Source organism: Roseixanthobacter glucoisosaccharinicivorans (genome assembly GCF_043195095.2).
Taxonomy (GTDB): domain Bacteria; phylum Pseudomonadota; class Alphaproteobacteria; order Rhizobiales; family Xanthobacteraceae; genus NCEH01.
Genome location: NZ_CM195538.1, coordinates 3,712,194 through 3,731,380, shown reverse-complemented (window position 1 = coordinate 3,731,380; position 19,187 = coordinate 3,712,194). Strand labels below are relative to the sequence as shown.

Genomic DNA, 19,187 nt, shown 5'->3' with positions numbered 1-19,187 from the left:
ACGCCCGCGCTGCACAAAAGGGTGGCACAACCCTCGGAAACGACTTAACCTCGGCACAGTTGAGGAAACGGATGACCGGACAATGGCCAAGACGCAAGAGCCAGTCACCATCAAGAAATACGCCAATCGCCGTTTGTATAATACGGGCACCAGTACGTATGTGACGCTCGAAGACCTCGCCACTATGGTGAAGGAAGGCGAGGATTTCGTCGTTTACGATGCCAAGAATGGGGACGACATTACCCATTCGGTGCTCACGCAGATCATCTTCGAGCAGGAAAACAAAGGGCAGAATCTTCTGCCCATCGCGTTCCTGCGGCAGATCATCCGCTTCTACGGCGACAGCATGCAGATGATGGTGCCTCGTTACCTGGAGATGTCGATCGACAGCTTCACGAAAGAACAGGGCAAGTTTCGCGACCAGTACGCGAAGACGCTGACCAATTCGCCGCTCACCGGTTCGCCCCTGCCGGGCACGCCGTTCGGCGGATTTGACGAGCATGTGCGGCGGAACATGGAAATGTTCGAGCGCGCCTTCAACATCTTCCTGCCCTTCCCGAAGGGGGAGGCCGGCGAGCCCCCGGCGCCCGCCGCTCCGGCCGCTGCCGAGACCGCCGCGGACGATCTGGAAGCCCTGAAGCGGCAGATGCTGGACATGCAGCAGAAGCTGGAAAAGCTGGTGTCCAAGCCGGATACGTCCGGCAATTCCTGACCCCCATGGCCCGCGCGCCGTGACCCGCGAACCCATGGCCGGCATGCCGCAAGGCGTGCCGGTCTCGTCGGCCGGCAGGATCGTCCAAAAGAAAGCGACTGCGTTCCGGACGTATGAGCCCTGGCCGGCTGGATTATTCCCAGCCCGGTGCGTCACGGTGGCTTTCAGCCGATCTGCGGCTCGAATGGCGAGGGAGAGGCGGGCGACCCGCTTCCCCCTTTTCGGTTCCGTCACCAGAAGCTGGGCAGCGCCATCGGCTTCGCGAGGCCCGTGAGTGCGCCTTGGATGAGATCGCAGCCGGCGGCGGTGAGCATGCCCGCCGTATCTTCGTCCTGAACCCATTCCGCAACGGTGGTGATGCCCAGCTGGCGCGCAAGCTGGATCAGGGCTTCGACGAACGCCCGGTCGTCGGCGGATTGCGCCATGTGCATGATGAAGCTGCCGTCGATCTTCACCATATCGACGCCGAGACTGCGCAGATTTCGAAATGAGGTGGAGCCGGCGCCGAAATCGTCGATGGCCACCTTCGCGCCGGTTGAGCGGGCGAGCTCCACGAACGTGCGGGCGGCATTCAGATCGTGAACCGCGACCGATTCCGTCAGTTCGAGCACCAGCCGGGCGCCGATGTCCGGCGTCACCTCCGTCGCGAACAGGCGCATCCATTCCCGATCGGCGATGGAGGAGGGCGACACATTCACGGACAGGTTTAGGCCGGGATCCGCGCGCATCGCCGCCGCCACCAGGCGCAGCACGCGCCGGTCGAGCACGCCCATCAGGCCCAGCGCCTCGGCGGTCGCGATGATGCTGCCGGTCTCATGGGGATTGTCGTTCGGGCCGGGCGAAATGCGCGCCAGGGCTTCGTAGAACACCACCGCGCGGGACTGCGCATTGGCCACCGGCTGGAGGGCGATGGTGACGCGCTTTTCGTTCAGTGCCTTGACGATGTCCTCGGCGATTTTCAGATTGGTACGACGGCGCCCGTCGCGGACGGCGTCCCGCTCATAGATATGAACCGAGCCGCGCTCACGCTTCTTAGCGCGTTCATGCGCCTCCTGGGCCCGCGCCACCATGTGCGCGCCGGTTATGGCGCGCAGCGGCGCCACGGCCGCGCCGATGGTGATGCTGACGGGTATGGGTCCCGCATTGGTATCAATGGGCGTATCGCGCACATGGGCGATCAGGGCCTCGCAGAGATCCAGCAGGGTCTGCGGGTCGATGCCGCGCGCGAGCAGGGCGAACTTGTTGCCGGAAAAGCGCGCCAGCACATCCGAACCGCGCACCCGCGTGCGGAGCCGCGCGGCCACCTGGCCGATGGTCTGGTCCGCGATCTCGAAGCCGAAGCTGTCGTTCATGCGGCCGAGATAATCAATGCCGATCAGGATCAGCGCCCAATTGGTGTGGGTGGCCTCCACCGCCTTGATATGGTCGGAAAGGATGTCCATCAGCCGGCTGCGGGTCACCAGCCCGGTCAGCGGGTCGATATGACCGCCGTGCAGGGCATGGGTACTCTTGGGCACCTCGCCGATGACGTGGAGCGTGCCGAGTGCGTGGCTCGGGCGTCCGTCCGGCCCCCCGAACCAGCGGCCATTGTCCACCACCCAGATCAGGCGTCCCTCGGGACCAGAGCCGAGCTGGAGCTGGTACGAGGAATCGTAGGGTGCGCCGTCTCCCACCTCTCGGAACGGGGCGTGCAGCAGGGACTTGCGGCCGGTGGCGGCACCCGCGGCGGCCCGGCAGTATTCGTCGAAAACGCGGCCGGTGGAAAATAGTCGTACCGCCTCGTCCCCAAGAACTTTGGTTGTGTTTTCGCTCCAGACCAGATCGTCAGTTGCAATGTCCCAGCGATAGCCAACGCATTCGATGGCACTCATGAAATCAATGATATCGGTGGGGGCGGGTCCCATGCCTGCGGAACCATCCTCGTCGTTGCAGGACACCCCGGCCTCGTCGTCTTGTCCTGCCACGGTTACCCACCTCTGCCTGGCCGAACCCTCAAGGGTTGCTCTGCTCAGGTCAACCCCGCGATCACCTAACCGTGTCCGGTGACTATCACACGACACTTTTCAGTTTGCGCGCGGCTCGACGCTGAAATCACGCTGCGCGACGCGCACCGAAACGGAAAACCCAGCCACCACGTCCAGCAGCATGATGCATAGCAAAAGTGCGAAAACCGAAGTTCCTGCCTGCGGCACCAGCAAAAATTCGACCAAGCCACCAACAAACACCAGCATCGAGAGCATGTGGTCCACCAGAGACCGGGAAGAGACTCGGGTGGACTTGAGGATCTCGAAAAACAGGATGAACAGGCTGAATGCGATAAATGCGTCGGCGACGGTGATCTGCCAGACCGCGCCCGACATCATCGCGAAGGCGCCGACGTTGGCGTGCCAATCCAGGCCGGGGGTCAGGAAGCAGAGGATGTTGTAGATGGCGAGTGGGACAATCAGCAGCGGAATCGGTGTCAGCATTGCTTGCTCCTCCACCCGGCGTCACCGGGCGGTGAAGCTGCACTGGCCCGGCTGAGGTGGGATGGGTCGCATATTCCCACGCAAATGTCACCGTCCCTCGCCACGAAGCGATAGCGACTTCTTTGCCCGATCAACGGCTTGGCTAAGAATAGCTTGAAATCGCCGCTCCTGGGGCGCGACCCTGGCAAGGTGCGGCACCCGGCTCCAGGATGGTGCACGCCGTAATGTCGGCGCCACCAAATGCCGCAGGCGCGCGCCTCGGCGGCGTCCCGGCCCAGAGCGACTGGAGATCACCTTTCGCCAAACCGGCCGTCGCCAGGCAGTCTTCCGCCAAGCGACCATTTCCGGCGGGCGCGCCGTGCGAATATCGCGCCGTGCGCCCTTCTGGGGCCGGCCGTCTTTCCGGGCGGGCTTATCTTTCAGGGCAGGCCGTGCCAAGCGTGCACGGCCGTGTGTGCTGGCGGCACCCGCGAGCGTCGCGCGCGCCAGCCTGCCGGGTGATCAGGCTTCAGCCTTGGGCTTCAGGATCTGACGGCCGCGATACATGCCGGTCTTCGGGTCGAGGTGGTGCGGGCGGCGCAGCTCACCGGAATCCTTGTCCTCGACATAGGTCGGCTGCTTCAGCGCATCGGCCGAGCGACGCATACCGCGACGGGACGGCGAGGTTTTTCTCTTAGGGACGGCCATGTCCAAACTCCGGGGAAAACGACCAAACTCATTGCGCCTGCAGCGAAGGTCCGCGCAGACTAGCGAAACCAAAATCTCGATTGGAGGCGCGCCTTATACAGGCTTGCGCGACGGAGCGAAAGGCCCCCGCCGGCAAATTCTGGTGGGCGAGATTTCTCTTAATTGGCACGCCCGTGCCGCACGAATGCCCACTTGCCACGCGAAGGGACCTGGGCGAGGGTGCGCGCCGCTTCGGGCACCCGCAAGATTTTAAGGACTTCGGACATGATGCGTTCCGCTCCTACCGCCGCAATGGCGCTCGCGCTGACGGCCTTCGCCTTTGGCGGCGTGGCCTCGGCCCAGACGCCGGCCCCGGCGCCGGCCGCTGCTGCCGCCGCCGCCGCTCCTGCGGTTGCCGCCGGGACGCCCGCCGGTGACGCGATCGTCGCGACCGTCAACGGCACGCCCATTCGTGCCAGCGAAGTCGCCATTGCCGAGGAAGACATCGGCCCCGGCCTGCCCCAGGTCCAGGGCGAAGCCCGGCGCGAATATGTGCTGTCCTTCCTCACCGACATGACCCTGCTCGCCAAGGCCGCCGAGGCCCAGAAGCTCGATCAGACCGCCGATTTCAAGCTGCGCATGGACTATTCGCGCACCAAGGCCCTGATGGAGGCGCTGATGGGCGCCGAGGCCAAGAAGGCCGTGACGGAAGAGGCCAAGAAGGCGACCTACGAAGAGTTCGTGAAGGCCAGCAAGCCGGAAACCGAGGTGCGCGCCCGCCATATCCTGGTGGATAGCGAAGCCAAGGCCAAGGAAATCGCCGCCAAGGCCAAGGCCGGCGAAGACTTCGCCAAGCTCGCCAAGGAAAACTCCAAGGACAGCGCGGAAGACGGCGGCGACCTCGGTTATTTCACCAAGGAACAGATGGTGCCGGAATTCGCCGACGCCGCCTTCAAGCTCGAAAAGGGCCAGATCTCCGATCCGGTGAAGAGCCAGTTCGGCTGGCACATCATCAAGCTGGAAGACAAGCGCACCAAGCCGGTGCCGACCTATGACCAGGTGTCCGACCAGATCGACCAATATCTGATCCGCAAGGCCCAGGGCGATCTCGTCACCAAGCTGCGCGCCGAGGCGAAGATCGAGCGCACGACGCCGCCGGCCGCGCCCGCTGGGGCCGCGCCTGCCGCGCCCGCAACCCCTGCTCCCGCAACGCCTGCGCCCGCCGCCAAGTGAGCGGGGCCGGGTTGGCCCGGCGGTTTTAATGCAAGCGAATCGCGCGCCGTCCGGATCTTCCGGGCGGCGTTTTCTTTTGTCCGCACCGCCTCAGGAGTGGGCGTGCGCGCTCAGGCCTGGATTCCCAGCGCCTTGCGCAAGGCGAGGCTGCGCGCCGTGCGTTCGGCCGCGGGCAGGGGCGTGCGCGTGCCGTGGCCGAACACCGGGCCGGGCCAGGCTGCATCTCCGGGGTTGCGGCCGACCACGTGCACGTGAAGCTGCGGGACCACATTGCCCAGCGCCGCCACATTGAGCTTGGCGCAGCCGCTGATGGCCTTGAGCGCTGCGCTGGCGGCGGAAATCTCGTCCATCAGCGCGCGCCGATCTTCCGGCGGCAGGTCGATGATCTCGCTCGCGCCCGCACGGCGGGGCACCAGAACCACCCAGGGGAAACGGGAATCATCGACCAGGCGCACGTGGCACAGCGGGAGATCCCCGAGGGCGGGGCCGTCGGAGACGAGCCGGGGATCAATATTGAAGAGGGATCTGGACATGCCCACACTTGAGCTTGCGCCCCCGCCAAGGGCAAGCGATCAGGAGATGTGCACGAAAAGGTGAACAGCCGCAGTGCCCCCTGTGGTGCGCGCGCGGCCGGCCGCGCGGGGTCGGAACGATCTTCCCAGGCCCCGCCAGGGCGTCGTCCGCAAGAACCCGCCAGGGCGTCGTCCGCAAGAAAGAGAGCCGGCGCGCTTGCCAAGCGGCGCGGGGCCGACGATATAGGGGCCGGGAGGTTGGCGGTGGACGAGCCACTCGCCAACCGGGTCAGGTCCGGAAGGAAGCAGCCCCAACGAGACCGTCTCGGGTTGCCGATCAGCCTCCCACCTTTTCTTTGCATCGCCTGAAGTTCCGCGTCGCCGGATGCCCATGGCCCGGCCCGTGGCCGGGTGGGGAGGCGCCTATGTGGGCTATCGCGGTGATCCTGCTGGGCGCCTTGTCCGGCCCGGAGGCGCATGTCGTCACCAAGGCCGGCCTGTTCACGAGCGAAGACAGCTGCAAGGCGGGGCTCGCCGCCGGGGTGCCGGCGCGGCTGGAAGGCGAGGCGGTCCAGCAATTCAAGGATGGCTATCGCCGTTTCGTCTGCGTCCGGGTGGGCGGGGCGGAGATTTTTCAGCGGGCGAAATGATTTTCGTTCCGCCGCCCCGGTGGTCGCGCGGCCCGCAGAAGGGGCCGCAAAGCCTGTGTTTTCCGCAAAATGTTTCACGTGAAACAATGGCTTAGCTTAGACGAACAGAGGATTCGTGGGTCTTCTCCGCGCCGCCTCGCCCGATGAAACCGCCTTTTCGGACGACGTTTCGCCCATCAATGTTCGCCGACGCCCCGGCTGGGGGCGAACCGACCGCGCGCGCCAAAAATCGCTGCGCCGGCCGCCCGGAATGCTATGAAGAGGCATGAGCGCGGATCTTCCTGACGACACCCCCGGCTTCGACCTCGGCGCCCCCCCGGCGACGGCGGCGGCGACGCCCTATCGCGTGCTGGCGCGCAAATACCGGCCGCAGAATTTTGACGACCTGATCGGCCAGGAGGCGATGGTCCGCACGCTCTCCAATGCGTTCGCCTCGGGCCGCATCGCGCAGGCCTATATCCTTACGGGCGTGCGGGGCGTGGGCAAGACCACCACCGCCCGCATCCTTGCCCGCGCGCTCAATTACGAGCCCATGGAGGGCGGCGGCGGGCCGAGCCTCGACCTTTCGGTCATGGGCCGGCATTGCCGCGACATCATCGAATCGCGCCATGTGGACGTGATGGAGATGGACGCCGCGTCCAACACCTCCATCAACGACATTCGCGAGATCATCGAAGGCTCGCGCTACCGCCCGGCCATGGCGCGGTACAAGGTCTATATCATCGACGAAGTGCACATGCTCTCCACGGCGGCCTTCAACGGCCTGCTGAAGACGCTGGAGGAGCCGCCGGAGCATGTGAAATTCATCTTCGCCACCACGGAAATCCGCAAGGTGCCGGTGACCGTGCTGTCGCGCTGCCAGCGGTTCGACCTGCGGCGGGTGGAAGCGGGCGTGCTCGCGGCCCATATCGCCGGCATCTGCGCCAAGGAAAACGTGACGGTGGAGGCGGAGGCGCTTTCCACCATCGCCCGCGCCGCCGAAGGTTCGGTGCGCGATGCGCTCTCCCTGCTGGACCAGGCGATCGCCCATGGCGGCGGCAGCGTGGGCGCGGAAGAGGTGCGCCGCCTGCTGGGCCTCGCCGACCGGGCGCGGGTGATCGACCTGTTCGAGGCGCTGATGAAGGGCGATGTGGCGCGCGCCCTCGCCGAATTCCGCGATCAATATGACGGCGGCGCGGACGCGGCGGTCATCCTCACCGATCTCGCCGAATTCACCCATCTCGTCACCCGCCTCAAGATCGTGCCCGACAGCGCGGAAGATGCCGCGCTCGTGGAAGCCGAGCGGGTGCGGGGCGTGGAGATGGGCCAGGCCCTTTCCATGCGGGTGCTGTCGCGCACGTGGCAGATGCTCTCCAAGGGCATCGCCGAGGTGCAGCAGGCGGCCAAGCCCGCCCAGGCCGCCGAAATGGTGCTGGTGCGCCTCGGCTATGCCGCCGATCTGCCGACGCCGGACGAGGCGCTGCGCCGGCTGAAGGACATGCCGGCATCGGAGGGCACGGCCCCCACGCTGCCCGGTGGCGGTGGGGGCGGCACCGGGGGCGGCTCGCGCCTCGCGCTTGCGCCCCGCGCCGAGCGCGCGCCGGACCCCGTCATGGCGCGCGCCGCCCCCGCGCCCCAGGACGGGCCGGTTCTTGCCTCGCTCCAGGATGTGGTCGCGCTCGCCAGCGCCAAGCGTGATCTTCTGCTGAAGCATGCGGTGGAAACCCAGGTCCGCCTCGTGCATCTCGAAGAAGGGCGCATCGAGTTCGCCTTGGTGCCGGACGGAAATCCGAACCTGGTGCAGGACCTTTCGCGCAAGCTCACCGAATGGACCGGCCGGCGCTGGCTGGTGTCGCTCACCTCCCGCGCGCCCGGCGCGCCGACCCTGGCGGAGGCTGCCCACGCCGTGCGCCAGGAGCGCGAGGAGGGCATCCGGGCCGATCCGCTGGTCTCGGCCGTGCTGTCGCGGTTTCCGGGCGCGCAGATCGTCGACGTGCGCACTCGCGAGGACATCGCCGAGATCGCCCTCGCGCCGGCGGACGAGGATGCTTATATGGGCACGGGATTCGACGACGAGAACGAGCCCTGATCCCCGACACGGAGAGACCTGATGCGCGACCTCATGGGCATGATGAAGCAGGCGAAAGAGCTTCAGGAGCGCATGCAGCAGATGCAGCAGGAGATGGAGAGCACCGAGGTGGAGGGTGCCTCCGGCGGCGGCCTCGTCACCGTGCGCATGACGGTGAAGGGTGACACCAAGGCGGTGCGCATTGATCCGAGCCTGCTGAAGGCCGATGAGGGCGAGATCCTGGAGGATCTCATGGTCGCCGCCCTGGCGGACGCCCGCCACAAGGCGGAAAAGATCATGCAGGACAAGATGAAGTCCATGACCGGCGGGCTCGCTTTGCCGCCCGGCCTGAACCTGTTCTGAGCGCCGCCGCCTTCTGAATGCAGCGCCCTCCGGGCGCGGCGTCTCCCGGTCTGGCCTCCCGCCTGTGGGGGGCGGGAGAAGGGCGGAAGGCGTGACGGCCGCAACTCAGGCGCTGGGCTCGCTCATTGCGGGCCGGCGGGTGGCGGGCTCCAGAATGTGGCGGCCTCCGGCGGAAGCGTGCCCAGCACGGCCGTGAAGGCGGCGGGGTCTGTGGCGCGCCGCAGCGCGGCGGCGACATCGGCGATGCAGGTGTCCGGCGCGAAATTATGATGCTGGCGCAGGCCCTGAACCTCGCGGGTCAGGCGCGCGCGGTCGCAGAACGGCACGGGCGCAAGCTCCAGGTCCCAGTCCGAAACGAAGATCGCCCGCAGCACCGGCGGCAGCACTTGGGCGAAGCGGATCGCCTCGGACGGGGAGAGGCGCGCGCGGAAGGTCCGCAGCACCCCTTCCACCATGGTGTAGGTCTGGTTTCGGGTGGTGAGGCCGGACGTGTCCCGCGCATCGGCGAGAAACCGTTCAAAATCCGCGCTGGCGTGCTGGATGGCCATCGGGATGGGCATGCGGGCCCGCCGGTCAGCGCCGCCGCGCCGGCGGGCGCATGGGCGGCTCCAGCTTTTCCCGGCGCAGGGTGTCGAGCGCGCCCAGCGTCGCCTCCAGCCGGCCGGCGAACACCGCGCGCAGATGCACGGCGGCTTCCGGGAAGCCTTCCAGCACGCGCAGGAAGGTGGCCCGGGGAATGCGCAGCAACGTCGAGGCCTCCAGCGCCCGCGCCGTAGCCGGGCGCGGCAGGGCGATGACCAGGGCGCTCTCGCCCACCAGCGCGCCTGGAAGCACCTCGCACAGCACGCGGGGGCGCGCGGCTTTTTCCTCCACCATCTCCAGCCGGCCGGAGGTCAGCACATAGCCGGCGTCCGCCGTGTCGCCTTCCCGGAACAGGGTATCGCCGGCGGCAAGGCGCAGCTGGTCGGCGCTGATGGCGAGCGTGCGCAGGGCGTCCGGCGTGAGCATGTCGAAGGTGGGGACGTCCTGAAGCAGGGCGACGTCCTGTTCGAGGCTCACGGGCGGTCCCCTGCGTGGATCATGCTCAGGGCACCAGCTTGTAGCCGCCGGCCTGGGTCGCCAGCAGAGTGGGGGCGGAGGGATCGGGCTCGATCTTCTGCCGCAGGCGGTAGATGTGGGTTTCCAGCGTGTGGGTGGTGACGCCGGAATTATAGCCCCACACTTCCTGCAGCAGGGTCTCGCGCGCCACCGGGGATTTTCCGGCGCGGTAGAGATAGCGCAGGATCGCGGTTTCCTTCTCCGTCAGGCGGATCTTGGAGCCGCGGTCGGTCACCAGCATCTTCGCGCCCGGGCGGAAGCTGTAGGGGCCGATGGCGAACACCGCGTCCTCGCTCGCCTCATGGCTGCGCATCTGGGCGCGCAGGCGGGCGAGCAGCACCGCGAAGCGGAACGGCTTGGCGATATAGTCGTTGGCGCCGGCCTCCAGCCCCAGAATGGTGTCGCTGTCCGTATCATGCCCGGTGAGCATGATGACGGGCGCCTTGAACCCATTCTTGCGCATTTGCCGTACGGCGTCGCGCCCGTCCATGTCGGGCAGGCCCACGTCCATGATCACGAGGTCGACCGCGCCGTTCCGGGCCGCCTCGATGGCGCCCTGGGCGGTTTCCGCCGGCACGGGTTCGAACTCGTCCTGAAGCGCGAGCTGCTCGATCAGGGCTTCGCGCAGCTCCGGGTCGTCCTCGACCACCAGGATTTTCCACGCATTGGCCATTCAAAACCTCCGTTACCCTTGCGGGAACGCGAATCGCGCAAGTACATCATGCTGCGGCGATCCTGCAAATTTGCCCGCGAAAGAATGTTGAAAACTGGTATTCAGGTGGGGTGTATTCGTGCAAGTTCCTGTGGGGATCGGCAAAATCACCGTGCGGCACCTGCCCGGCGCCCCGCATCGGGGCATCCTGCATGTGGCCGGGCGGGCGATTCCCGTGGCCTTGGGACGCGGGGGAATCGGCTTTGACAAGCGCGAGGGCGACGGGCGAACCCCGGCGGGCCGCTGGCGCATCATGCGCGCGCTCTATCGCCCGGACCGGGGGCCTCGCCCCGTCACCCGTCTTCCCGCCAAGCCCATCGCCGCAACCGACGGCTGGTGTGACGATCCGCAGGACCGCCGCTACAATCGCCCCGTGCACCTCCCGATTCCCGTATCGCACGAACGCATGGCGCGCGCGGATGCGCTCTATGACCTTGTGCTGGTGCTGGATCACAATACACGTCCGCGTGTGAAGGGGCGGGGATCGGCGGTTTTCATCCATGCGGCGCGCCCCGGCTTCACGCCGACCGAGGGCTGCATCGCCCTTGAGCCGCGCGAATTGCGCCGGCTCGCGGCGCGGTTGAAGCCGGGGGCGCGGCTCATCGTGCGGTGAGGAACAGGCGGGAAAGACGCTCACATGCTTGAGGAAATCCCGCCGCCCGAGGGCGTTGCCGACCGCGCGGCGATCGAGGCGGTGTTGCGCGCGCACGGCGCGCCGGTGCGCTTCACGGGCTGGAGCTTCGCCGGCGCGGACCTGCGCGGGCTGGATCTCGGCGGGTGCGAATTCGCCCGCTGCCGAGGCGGGCGCGCCGATTTCTCCGCCGCAGATCTGACGGAAGCACGCTTTTCCGGCTGCGATCTCAACAATGCCCTCTGCCGGGGCACCGCTTTGTCGGCGACGACGTTCGTCGATTGCAAGATGACTGGGGTGCAGATCCACGGCGCGCGCACGCTGGGCCTCGTCTTCGAGCGCTGCCTTCTGGTGAGCGCGGCCCTGCACGGCCTCTCGTTTCGTCGCGCCCGGCTCGACCAGCTGGATTTCGCGGGCGCCGACCTGACCGAGGCGGATTTCCGCGAGGCGATCTTCCAGGGCTGCAATCTGCGCGACGCGAACGTGACCGACGCGCGCTTCGAGGGGGCGGACCTGCGCGGCGCCGACCTCGGCGCCCTGCGACTTGGCGACGCGACACGCTTCAAGGGGGCGATCATCTCCCGCCAGCAGGCGGCGGCGCTGCTGAGCGGGCTCGGGCTGAAGGTCGCGTGAGGCCGCCGCGCCCGTCCGGCGCGGGCCGAGATGTCGGGGGCGGCGTGAGACCGGGCGCCGGGTTGCGCGAGGTGCGGCGCGCGGGTGCGCTGCTTTCGTTTGAAGACATTCCAGTGTTATGACACTGGGGCGCGGATGGTCTCGCGTCGGCGGTCGAAACAAGTATCGGCCCCCATTGTCGGTCCCTCATGCGTGACGTCCGCGCCGGCTTCGGCGGGTGCGGTGCGCACCATCTGGAATGATCTCAGGGCAAATGTCTGCTTCCCCCCCCACGCGCCCCATATCGGTCGGGCTGTTCGCCACCTGCCTGGTGGATACGCTCCGCCCGTCCGTCGGGTTCGCGGCCGCGCAGTTGATCGAACAGGCCGGATGCGAGGTGAGCGTGCCGCGCCAGACCTGCTGCGGGCAGCCGGCGTTCAATTCCGGCGACCGCGTCACCACCCGCGCTTTGGCCGAGCAGATGATCGCCGCCTTCGAGACCTTCGATTATGTGGTGGTGCCTTCCGGCTCCTGCGCCGGCATGATCAAGACCCAGTATCCCGAGCTGTTCGCCGGCGAGCCGGACTGGATGCCCCGCATCGCGCGGTTCTGCGACAAGGTCTACGAGCTGGTCTCGTTCCTGGTGGACGTGCGCGGCATGAAAAGCGTCGCCGCCGCCTATGACGGCACGGTGACCTATCACGACAGCTGCTCCGGCCTGCGGGAATTGGGTATCCAGGCCCAGCCGCGCACGCTGCTGGCCTCGGTGGAGGGGCTGGAGCTGGCCGAAATGGCGGACAGCGACGTGTGCTGCGGCTTCGGCGGCACCTTCTGCGTGAAATATCCCGACGTTTCCAATGCCATCGTCGAGAAGAAGGCCGCCAACATCATCGCCAGCCATGCCGATACGCTGCTGGCGGGCGATCTCGGCTGCCTCATGAACATGGCCGGCAAGCTCCAGCGCATGGGCCGCGACATCAAGGTGCGCCACGTGGCGGAAGTGCTGGCCGGGCAGGGCGGCGACCCCGCCATCGGCGAACCCGCGCGCAAGGACGCCGCGCGCAAGGAAACGGCGGGCACGCAAGGGGCGGGAGCATGAGCGTCCAGATCACCTCGCCCCAGTTCAAGGCCAACGCCCGCGCGGCGCTCGCCGACGCGCCGTTGCAGCAGGCGCTCTCGAAGGTTGGGACAAGCTTCATCGGCCGGCGCGCCGCCGCCGCCGCCAAGCTCCCGGAATTCGAGGCGCTGCGCGACAGCGCGCGCGACATCAAGAACCACACGCTGGCCCATCTCGATTTGTATCTGGAGCGCTACGAGCAGCAGGTGACCGCCGCCGGCGGGCAGGTGCATTTCGCCGTGGATGCCGCCGAGGCGCGGGACATCGTGACCCGCATCTGCCGCGAGGCCGGCGCGCAGACGGTCACCAAGGGCAAGACCATGATCGCCGAGGAGATCGGCCTCAACGATCATCTGGAGGCGGCGGGCATCCAGCCGGTGGAGACCGACCTCGGGGAATATCTGATCCAGATCCGCGGCGAGGCGCCGTCCCACATCATTGCCCCGGCGATCCACCTCAACAAAGAGCAGGTGGAGGAGGACTTCCGCCGCGTCCACGCCCACCTGCCGCCCGAGCGCAATCTCTCCGACCCCACCGCGCTGCTCGCCGAGGCGCGCGGCGAACTGCGGGCGAAATTCCTGGCGGCGGACGTGGGCATCACCGGCGCCAATTTCCTGGTGGCGGAAACCGGCACCTCGATCATCGTCACCAACGAGGGCAATGGCGACCTCACCCAGACCTTGCCGAAGACCCACATCGTGCTCGCCTCGCTGGAAAAGCTGGTGCCGACGCTGGAGGACGTGAGCCAATTGCTGCGCGTGCTCGCGCGCTCGGCCACCGGGCAGGAGATGAGCGTCTACACCACCTTCTCCACCGGTCCGCGCCGGCCCGGCGACGTCGACGGGCCGCAGGCCTATCATGTGGTGATCCTCGACAACGGCCGCTCGGGCATGCTGTCGGGTCCGTTTCGCGAAATGCTGCGCTGCATCCGCTGCGGCGCGTGCATGAACCATTGCCCGGTCTATCAGGCGGTCGGCGGCCATGCGTATGGCTGGGTGTATCCCGGCCCCATGGGCGCGGTGCTCACCCCCTCGCTCATCGGCATTGAGAAGGGCGCGAACCTGCCCAATGCTTCCACCTTCTGCGGGCGGTGCGAGCAGGTGTGCCCGGTGCGCATTCCGCTGCCGAAGCTGATGCGCCATTGGCGCGAGAAGGAATTCGAGCGCCACCTCACCCCGGCGCCGCAGCGCTATGGCCTGGCGCTCTGGGCCTTCTTCGCCCGGCGCGGCTGGCTCTACCGGCCCGCGACCCGGCTCGCCATGGGGGGACTTGCGCTGCTGGGCCGGGCCAAGGGGCGGTTCGCGGCCCTGCCGCTGGCGGGAGGCTGGACCAAGCATCGCGATTTCCCCGCCCCCCAGGGAGATACCTTCCAGGCCCAATGGCAGGCGCGCCGCAAGGCCCAGGCCCAAGCGCACGCCCAGTCGCAGGCCCAGGCGCAGCGCGGAGGCGGGCGCTGATGGCCTCTTCGCGCGACATCGTGCTCGCCTCCGTGCGGCGCGCCCTCGGCGCCACCGGCCAGGAGGCGCCCCGCCGCCAGGCCGTGGACGACCGCATCGCCGGGCACCCGCGCGGCATCGTCCCCGCCCGCGCCGACCTGCCGCCGGCGCAGAAGATCGACCTGTTCAAGGACATGGTCCGCGCCGCCGACGGCACGCTGGATCATCTGGAAAGTGCCGCCGACGTGCCGGCGGCGGTGGCGCGCTATCTGCGTGAACGCAACTTGCCGCCCACCATCCTGCGCGGCGCCGACCCGCGGCTCGCGAACCTGCCGTGGGGGACCGCGCCCAATCTCGACGTGTGGATCGGCCCTTCCGACGGGCGTCAGCTGGCCGGGCTCTCCCACGCCTTCGCCGGCATCGCCGAATCGGGCACGGTTGTGATGCTCTCCGGGCCGGACAATCCGAGCACGCTGAACCTGCTGCCGGACCATCATCTCGTGGTGGTGGACGCCGCCGACGTGGCGGCCGATTACGAGACCGTGTGGACGCGCATCCGCGCCGCCTACGGGGCGGGCTACATGCCGCGCACGGTCAATTGGATCACCGGCCCCTCGCGCTCGGCGGATATCGAGCAGACCTTGCTGCTGGGCGCCCATGGCCCGCGCAGCCTGCACGTGCTTCTGGTGGGCGGGCCGCTTTGACATTGCGCCACCGGCGGGTGCAAATCTGCGCCGCGGGATGATGGCGAACGCGTGACGCGGGAAGAGTGCGACCATGCAGGGGCTTGAGGCGACGGACGATTACCCCGAGGGCCCGCGCTGGTGGCTGGCGCTTCTGGCCTGCGTGCTCGTCATCATGGGCGCCAAGCTGACGCTGATCCTGTTCTACGGATCGCCCGTGCCGTTCTGGGACCAATGGGACGCGGAAGGCGGGCAGATCTACCAGCCCTATCTCCAGGGCTATGTGCCGCTGGGCAATCTCATCGCGGCCCATAATGAGCACCGCATCCTGATCCCGCGCCTGCTGGCGCTGGGCGAGCTGGAATTCGCCGGGCGGTGGGATCCGATTCTGCAAATGTGCATCAACGCCATGCTTCACACCGGCTTCGTGGTGACGCTCATGGTGCTGCTGCGCCGCATGGTCAGCGCCACCGCCGCCGTCGCGCTGACGGCCTTCGTCGCGCTGCTGGTGTCGGTCCCGTTCGCCTGGGAAAACGTGCTGGCCGGCTTTCAATCCCAATTCTATCTCGTTCTCCTGTTCTCGATCATCAGCCTCACCCTGCTGGCGGTGGCCCCTGCCTTCGATGTGCGCTGGGGCGTCGGAATCCTGTTCGCGGTGCTGGGGTATTTCTCGCTGAGCGCGGGCGGCGGCACGCTGGTCATCGCGGGCGTTATCGCGGCGGCCCAGGTGGCGATCGGCCGGCGCGCGGGCCGGCGCGAATGGGCCGGCATCGCGGTTCTGCTGGCGTCGGGCCTGGTGCTGCTGGCCCTGGTGCCGCAGCCTCCCTATCACGCGGCGCTGAAGGCGCAGTCGATCGGGCAGTTTTTCCTGGCACTTCAGAGCGTCGCGAGCTGGCCCCTGAAGTCGATGCCGTTCGCGCCCTTCCTGTTGAATGCGCCGCTGGTCTGGCTCGCGGTGTGCGTGCTGCGGGAGCGGCGGCCGCTGAGCGATCCGGCGTGGCTGTGCATCGGCATCGGCGGCTGGATCGGCATGCAGGAGATTCTGCTGGCCTACGGCCGCGCGCCGGACGTGCGGGCCTCGCGCTATCTCGACCTGATGGTGGTCCTGGTCTCTGTGAATTTCGTCGCCACGGCGGCGTTGCTGAAGGGGCTCGTGCCCACCGGCACGCGGCGCACGGCGGGGCTCGCCCTCGCCGCCGCCTGGCTGCTGATCGTCACCATGGGCATCGGCTACAGCGCCATGAAGAACGTGGCGGCAGACGTGATCAACCGCGGGCAGACCGGCAAGATGCAGGTTGAGAACGTGCGCAATTATCTCGCCACCGGCGACATGGCGCACCTTAAGGGCAAGCCCTTCCTCCAGGTGCCCTATCCGAACGCCGACCGGCTGGCGAGCCTGCTGAACCTGCCGGAGATCCGCGGCATCCTGTCGCCGGAATTGCTGGACGACCCGGCGGCCCGCGCGGCCATGCAGGCGCGCCTCAGCTCCGGCGGCATGTTCGCGCCGCTGGCCTGGAAAATACGCACCTGGCTGCCGCTGGCCGGGCCCTACATCGGATTTGCCGGGATCGCCTTCTATTTCCTCGCGGGTCTCGCCGGCCGGCTGCGCGCGAGGCGCGCGCTCCCGGCCCCGGATGCCGTTTCGCACGCCGAGGAGCGGCCGCCGGCCGCCGCGCCGAACCTTGCGTAAGGCGAGGCCGCCGCGCCTTCACACTGATGCAATCGCGCAACGCCGTCGGCGAAACTGCTCCGATCGTGACGAAATTGTGCAACCCGGCAGCCTCTGCTCCGTTGCTCGCGCGGGGAATGTTAGGCAGAACACAAAAGAAAATTGACGGTGACCTCATGACGTCTCGCCCGCGGTTTGTCCTGTCTCTCCTCGCCGCGTTCTGCGTGCTGATCTCCACCGCCGTCGTGCCGGCCCACGCCCAGAACGGAAACGTCCGCGTCTACCTGATGCGCGGCCTTGCGAACGTCTTTTCCCTCGGCATGGATGACCTGGCCGGGAAGCTCCAGGCCAAGGGCATTTCAGCCACCGTTTATGAATATGGCCAGTGGCCGCAGCTTGCCGAGGATGCGGTGGAATGGTCGAAGGCGCACCGCAAGGCGCCGGTGGTCATCATCGGCCATTCGCTGGGCGCCGATGCCGCCATCGAGATGGCCGAGCGCATGACCGCCCTCGGCGTGCCGCCCCGCCTCGTGGTGACCTTCGATCCGGTGGGCGTGACGGCGGTGGCCAATACCGGCGGGCGCTTCGTGAATTATTTCCAGAACAACAACGGCTTCGGCAAGAGCCTGGCGATCGGCGCCGGCTTCAAGGGGTCGCTCGCCAACCGCAACCTGGACAACACCGCCTCGCTCGACCATTTCAACATCGAGAAGTCGCCCACCCTGCATGCCGAAGTGATCAAGATGATCCAGGCGCTGGCGGTGCGGCCCAAGCCCAAGCCGGTCGCCCCGCCGAGCCAGCCGGCCCCGAGCGTGACGCCTTCGCCTTCGATGGCGGCGCCGGCGACATCCGACCGGGCGGAATCCACGGTCGCCACGGCGCCGCAGCTGGTGCGCTGAACACCGGCGCGTCGCCGGTCGCCGCTCGGGATTTGCCGCGTGGCATCGTCGCCTGCGCCGGCCCGTGCGTTCGCGGCCTGAGGTCACGGAAGAAGAGGCCCCCCGATGGAGCTCGCCGGCCGCCTCCTGGCCTATCTGCTGTCCGTGGGCGTGCTGGGCGGGCTGGTGTTCGCCATGATCGCATTCGGTGCGCGCAGCAAGGCGCTCAAGGCCACGGGCTGGCGCACGGTGCCAGGAATCGTGACCCGGCCGCCGGGGCGTTTGCGGGCCTTGGGCACCCTCGGCGCCGGATTACGCTACCAATATGACATGGATGGCCACACGCTGATCGGCAGCCGCGTGCGGCTGCTCGACTGGCCGGCGCTGCTGTTCGCCGATGCCGCCGTTCTGCACGCGCGCCTCTCCAAGGCCGGGATCGTGGAAGTGCGCGTCAATCCGAAGCTTGCCGACGACAGCGTGCTCGACCTCGCGCCGCCGCCCGCCGCCCTCGGCTGGACCGGGCTCGCCTTTGCCTGCGCCTGCGGGCTGCTGATGATGCTGCGGCGGCTGCTCTAGGCGCCGAAATACCGCAGCATCGCCCCCACCAGCACGGCGGCGAGCACCGCGAAGAAATCGCTGCGCGTCAGCTTGGTGACGACAAAGGCGACGGCAAGGCCGGCCGCCATGGCCTTGTCGCCATGCACCGCCGCCGGCGCAACGATGGCCACGAGCACCGCGCCGGGCAGCGAATCGAGGATCTTGCGCACGCGCGGCGTCACCGGCACCAGCCGCATCAGGAAGAAGCCGGCGGTGCGGTTGAACATGGTGGTTCCCGCCATCACGCAGATGGCGAGCACGGTGCCGGGGTCGAGCAGGCTAGTCATCGGCAAATCCGCCCGCGAGCGCGCCGGACACCGCGCCGATGACGATGAACCACCAGCCCGGCACCAGATAGGACGCGGCCACCGAGACCAGTGCCGCGACCCCCCAGCTGACCGCCTCGCGCCGCCCCTTCCAGTTCGGCACCAGCATGGCGATGAAGAAGGCCGGGACCACGAGGTCGATGGCGAACGCCTTGGGATCGGGGATGCCGCCGCCGATCACCTGGCCGGCCACGGTCGAGAGCAGCCATATCAACCAGGTGATGAGGCCCGACCCGACGAAATAGCCCGCATCATTGCCGCCGTGGGCATGATAGCGCATGGCCGCGGCCCAATTATTGTCCGCCAGGAACAGCAGCGAGCCATAGGCCTGCCAGCCCGGAAGCTGCCCCAGCCACGGGCGCATGGAAGCCGCCATGAGGAAATGGCGCATGTTCACCGTGAAGGTGAGCATCGCCAGCGCCAGCAGGCTCGCCGGGGTCCAGCTGTGGGTCCAGCCCTCCAGCGCCACCATCTGGGCGAGGCCGGCGAACACCAGGCCGCTGGAAAGGGCGGTCTCGGCGGCGGAAAACCCTTTCTGCGCGGCCGCCGCGCCGAAGGCGGCGCCGAACACCGCGATGCCCGGCATGAGCGGCCACATGGCGGCAATGCCCATGCGCACGCCGGTCGCGGTGATGCGGACCTTGGAGGACGGAAGCTCAGTCATGAATCGCGGCGGCGTGGAGCATAAAACTCTTATGCCGAACGCCAGGGAACGCACCAACCCGATTTCGGCATGCACGCTGCGGCAGCTATGCGCGCGCTTTGGGGCCGCCCCCG

At 67.8% G+C, this 19,187-nt stretch carries 22 protein-coding genes and 1 other RNA gene; 14 read left to right on the top strand and 9 right to left on the bottom strand.

Features of this window, described 5'->3' with window-relative positions; all coding sequences use genetic code 11:
• Positions 1-82: 82 nt before the first annotated feature.
• Positions 83-712 carry a polyhydroxyalkanoate synthesis repressor PhaR gene (gene phaR / locus V5F78_RS17250; RefSeq protein ID WP_394067434.1) on the top strand — a complete coding sequence of 210 codons (630 nt, stop codon included), beginning with the start codon at positions 83-85 and terminating at the stop codon, positions 710-712.
• A gap of 230 nt (positions 713-942) precedes the next feature.
• Here the strand turns inward: phaR and V5F78_RS17245 are convergent, their stop codons facing one another.
• From V5F78_RS17245 to rpmF, 3 genes are all read right to left on the bottom strand, one after another.
• Positions 943-2,676 (bottom strand): EAL domain-containing protein, encoded by a 1,734-nt coding sequence (locus tag V5F78_RS17245; RefSeq protein ID WP_394067432.1) that lies wholly within the window; start codon positions 2,674-2,676, stop codon positions 943-945.
• Between the two features lie 99 nt (positions 2,677-2,775).
• Positions 2,776-3,180: a hypothetical protein gene (locus V5F78_RS17240; RefSeq protein ID WP_394067430.1), complete on the bottom strand. Its 405-nt coding sequence runs from the start codon at positions 3,178-3,180 to the stop codon at positions 2,776-2,778.
• Between the two features lie 501 nt (positions 3,181-3,681).
• Entirely contained in the window at positions 3,682-3,867 is a 186-nt protein-coding gene (gene rpmF / locus V5F78_RS17235) for a 50S ribosomal protein L32 (RefSeq protein ID WP_348844083.1), read from the bottom strand.
• 264 nt (positions 3,868-4,131) lie between these two features.
• Here rpmF and V5F78_RS17230 point away from each other — a divergent pair, with 264 nt between their 5' ends.
• Positions 4,132-5,079 carry a peptidylprolyl isomerase gene (locus V5F78_RS17230; protein ID WP_394067428.1) on the top strand — a complete coding sequence of 316 codons (948 nt, stop codon included), beginning with the start codon at positions 4,132-4,134 and terminating at the stop codon, positions 5,077-5,079.
• Positions 5,080-5,189: 110 nt separating this feature from the next.
• On the opposite strand, the gene V5F78_RS17225 is transcribed toward V5F78_RS17230, so the two are convergent.
• Positions 5,190-5,612 carry an HIT family protein gene (locus tag V5F78_RS17225; RefSeq protein WP_394067426.1) on the bottom strand — a complete coding sequence of 141 codons (423 nt, stop codon included), beginning with the start codon at positions 5,610-5,612 and terminating at the stop codon, positions 5,190-5,192.
• A gap of 231 nt (positions 5,613-5,843) precedes the next feature.
• Here V5F78_RS17225 and ffs point away from each other — a divergent pair.
• The 4 genes from ffs to V5F78_RS17205 all read left to right on the top strand — a co-directional run bounded on the left by ffs (position 5,844) and on the right by V5F78_RS17205 (position 8,651).
• Positions 5,844-5,941, top strand: an RNA gene (ffs, locus tag V5F78_RS17220) — signal recognition particle sRNA small type.
• Between the two features lie 75 nt (positions 5,942-6,016).
• Positions 6,017-6,241, top strand: coding sequence for a hypothetical protein (locus V5F78_RS17215; protein WP_394067425.1), 225 nt, complete (start codon positions 6,017-6,019; stop codon positions 6,239-6,241).
• 265 nt (positions 6,242-6,506) lie between these two features.
• The gene (locus V5F78_RS17210; protein WP_394067423.1) at positions 6,507-8,309 is read left to right on the top strand and encodes a DNA polymerase III subunit gamma/tau; all 1,803 of its coding nucleotides are present in this window, start codon (positions 6,507-6,509) and stop codon (positions 8,307-8,309) included.
• Positions 8,310-8,330: 21 nt separating this feature from the next.
• A complete protein-coding gene (locus tag V5F78_RS17205; RefSeq protein WP_394067421.1) occupies positions 8,331-8,651 on the top strand; it encodes a YbaB/EbfC family nucleoid-associated protein in 321 nt (106 codons plus the stop codon).
• A gap of 122 nt (positions 8,652-8,773) precedes the next feature.
• Here the strand turns inward: V5F78_RS17205 and V5F78_RS17200 are convergent, their stop codons facing one another.
• From V5F78_RS17200 to V5F78_RS17190, 3 genes are read right to left on the bottom strand one after another with little or no spacing between them, the layout of a single operon-like run.
• Positions 8,774-9,211 carry a DUF2267 domain-containing protein gene (locus V5F78_RS17200; protein ID WP_394067419.1) on the bottom strand — a complete coding sequence of 146 codons (438 nt, stop codon included), beginning with the start codon at positions 9,209-9,211 and terminating at the stop codon, positions 8,774-8,776.
• A gap of 13 nt (positions 9,212-9,224) precedes the next feature.
• Positions 9,225-9,710 (bottom strand): cyclic nucleotide-binding domain-containing protein, encoded by a 486-nt coding sequence (locus V5F78_RS17195; protein WP_394067417.1) that lies wholly within the window; start codon positions 9,708-9,710, stop codon positions 9,225-9,227.
• Between the two features lie 25 nt (positions 9,711-9,735).
• Positions 9,736-10,422, bottom strand: coding sequence for a response regulator transcription factor (locus V5F78_RS17190; protein ID WP_394067415.1), 687 nt, complete (start codon positions 10,420-10,422; stop codon positions 9,736-9,738).
• Positions 10,423-10,540: 118 nt separating this feature from the next.
• Between V5F78_RS17190 and V5F78_RS17185 the strand changes: the two genes are divergently transcribed.
• The 8 genes from V5F78_RS17185 (at position 10,541) to V5F78_RS17150 (ending at position 18,063) form a co-directional block, all read left to right on the top strand.
• Positions 10,541-11,074, top strand: coding sequence for a L,D-transpeptidase family protein (locus tag V5F78_RS17185; RefSeq protein WP_394067413.1), 534 nt, complete (start codon positions 10,541-10,543; stop codon positions 11,072-11,074).
• Between the two features lie 24 nt (positions 11,075-11,098).
• Positions 11,099-11,725, top strand: a complete 627-nt coding sequence (locus V5F78_RS17180) for a pentapeptide repeat-containing protein (RefSeq protein ID WP_394067412.1) — start codon at positions 11,099-11,101, stop codon at positions 11,723-11,725.
• A gap of 253 nt (positions 11,726-11,978) precedes the next feature.
• Positions 11,979-12,803, top strand: coding sequence for a (Fe-S)-binding protein (locus V5F78_RS17175; RefSeq protein WP_394067410.1), 825 nt, complete (start codon positions 11,979-11,981; stop codon positions 12,801-12,803).
• Positions 12,800-14,278, top strand: coding sequence for a LutB/LldF family L-lactate oxidation iron-sulfur protein (locus V5F78_RS17170; RefSeq protein WP_394067408.1), 1,479 nt, complete (start codon positions 12,800-12,802; stop codon positions 14,276-14,278). Before V5F78_RS17175 ends, V5F78_RS17170 begins: the two co-directional genes overlap by 4 nt.
• Complete coding sequence (locus tag V5F78_RS17165) at positions 14,278-14,961, top strand: LutC/YkgG family protein (protein ID WP_394067406.1); 684 nt, start codon at positions 14,278-14,280, stop codon at positions 14,959-14,961. The genes V5F78_RS17170 and V5F78_RS17165 overlap by 1 nt, the downstream gene beginning before the upstream one ends.
• Positions 14,962-15,034: 73 nt before the next feature.
• Positions 15,035-16,630, top strand: a complete 1,596-nt coding sequence (locus V5F78_RS17160; protein ID WP_394067404.1) for a hypothetical protein — start codon at positions 15,035-15,037, stop codon at positions 16,628-16,630.
• A 155-nt stretch (positions 16,631-16,785) separates the two neighbouring features.
• Complete coding sequence (locus tag V5F78_RS17155) at positions 16,786-17,508, top strand: thioesterase domain-containing protein (RefSeq protein WP_394067402.1); 723 nt, start codon at positions 16,786-16,788, stop codon at positions 17,506-17,508.
• Positions 17,509-17,613: 105 nt separating this feature from the next.
• A complete protein-coding gene (locus V5F78_RS17150; protein WP_394067401.1) occupies positions 17,614-18,063 on the top strand; it encodes a hypothetical protein in 450 nt (149 codons plus the stop codon).
• Here the strand turns inward: V5F78_RS17150 and V5F78_RS17145 are convergent.
• Together V5F78_RS17145 and V5F78_RS17140 are read right to left on the bottom strand one after the other, a co-directional pair.
• Positions 18,060-18,371: a branched-chain amino acid transport AzlD family protein gene (locus tag V5F78_RS17145; RefSeq protein WP_394067399.1), complete on the bottom strand. Its 312-nt coding sequence runs from the start codon at positions 18,369-18,371 to the stop codon at positions 18,060-18,062. The genes V5F78_RS17150 and V5F78_RS17145 overlap by 4 nt on opposite strands.
• Positions 18,364-19,074 (bottom strand): AzlC family ABC transporter permease, encoded by a 711-nt coding sequence (locus tag V5F78_RS17140; RefSeq protein ID WP_394067397.1) that lies wholly within the window; start codon positions 19,072-19,074, stop codon positions 18,364-18,366. Before V5F78_RS17140 ends, V5F78_RS17145 begins: the two co-directional genes overlap by 8 nt.
• Positions 19,075-19,187: the final 113 nt, after the last annotated feature.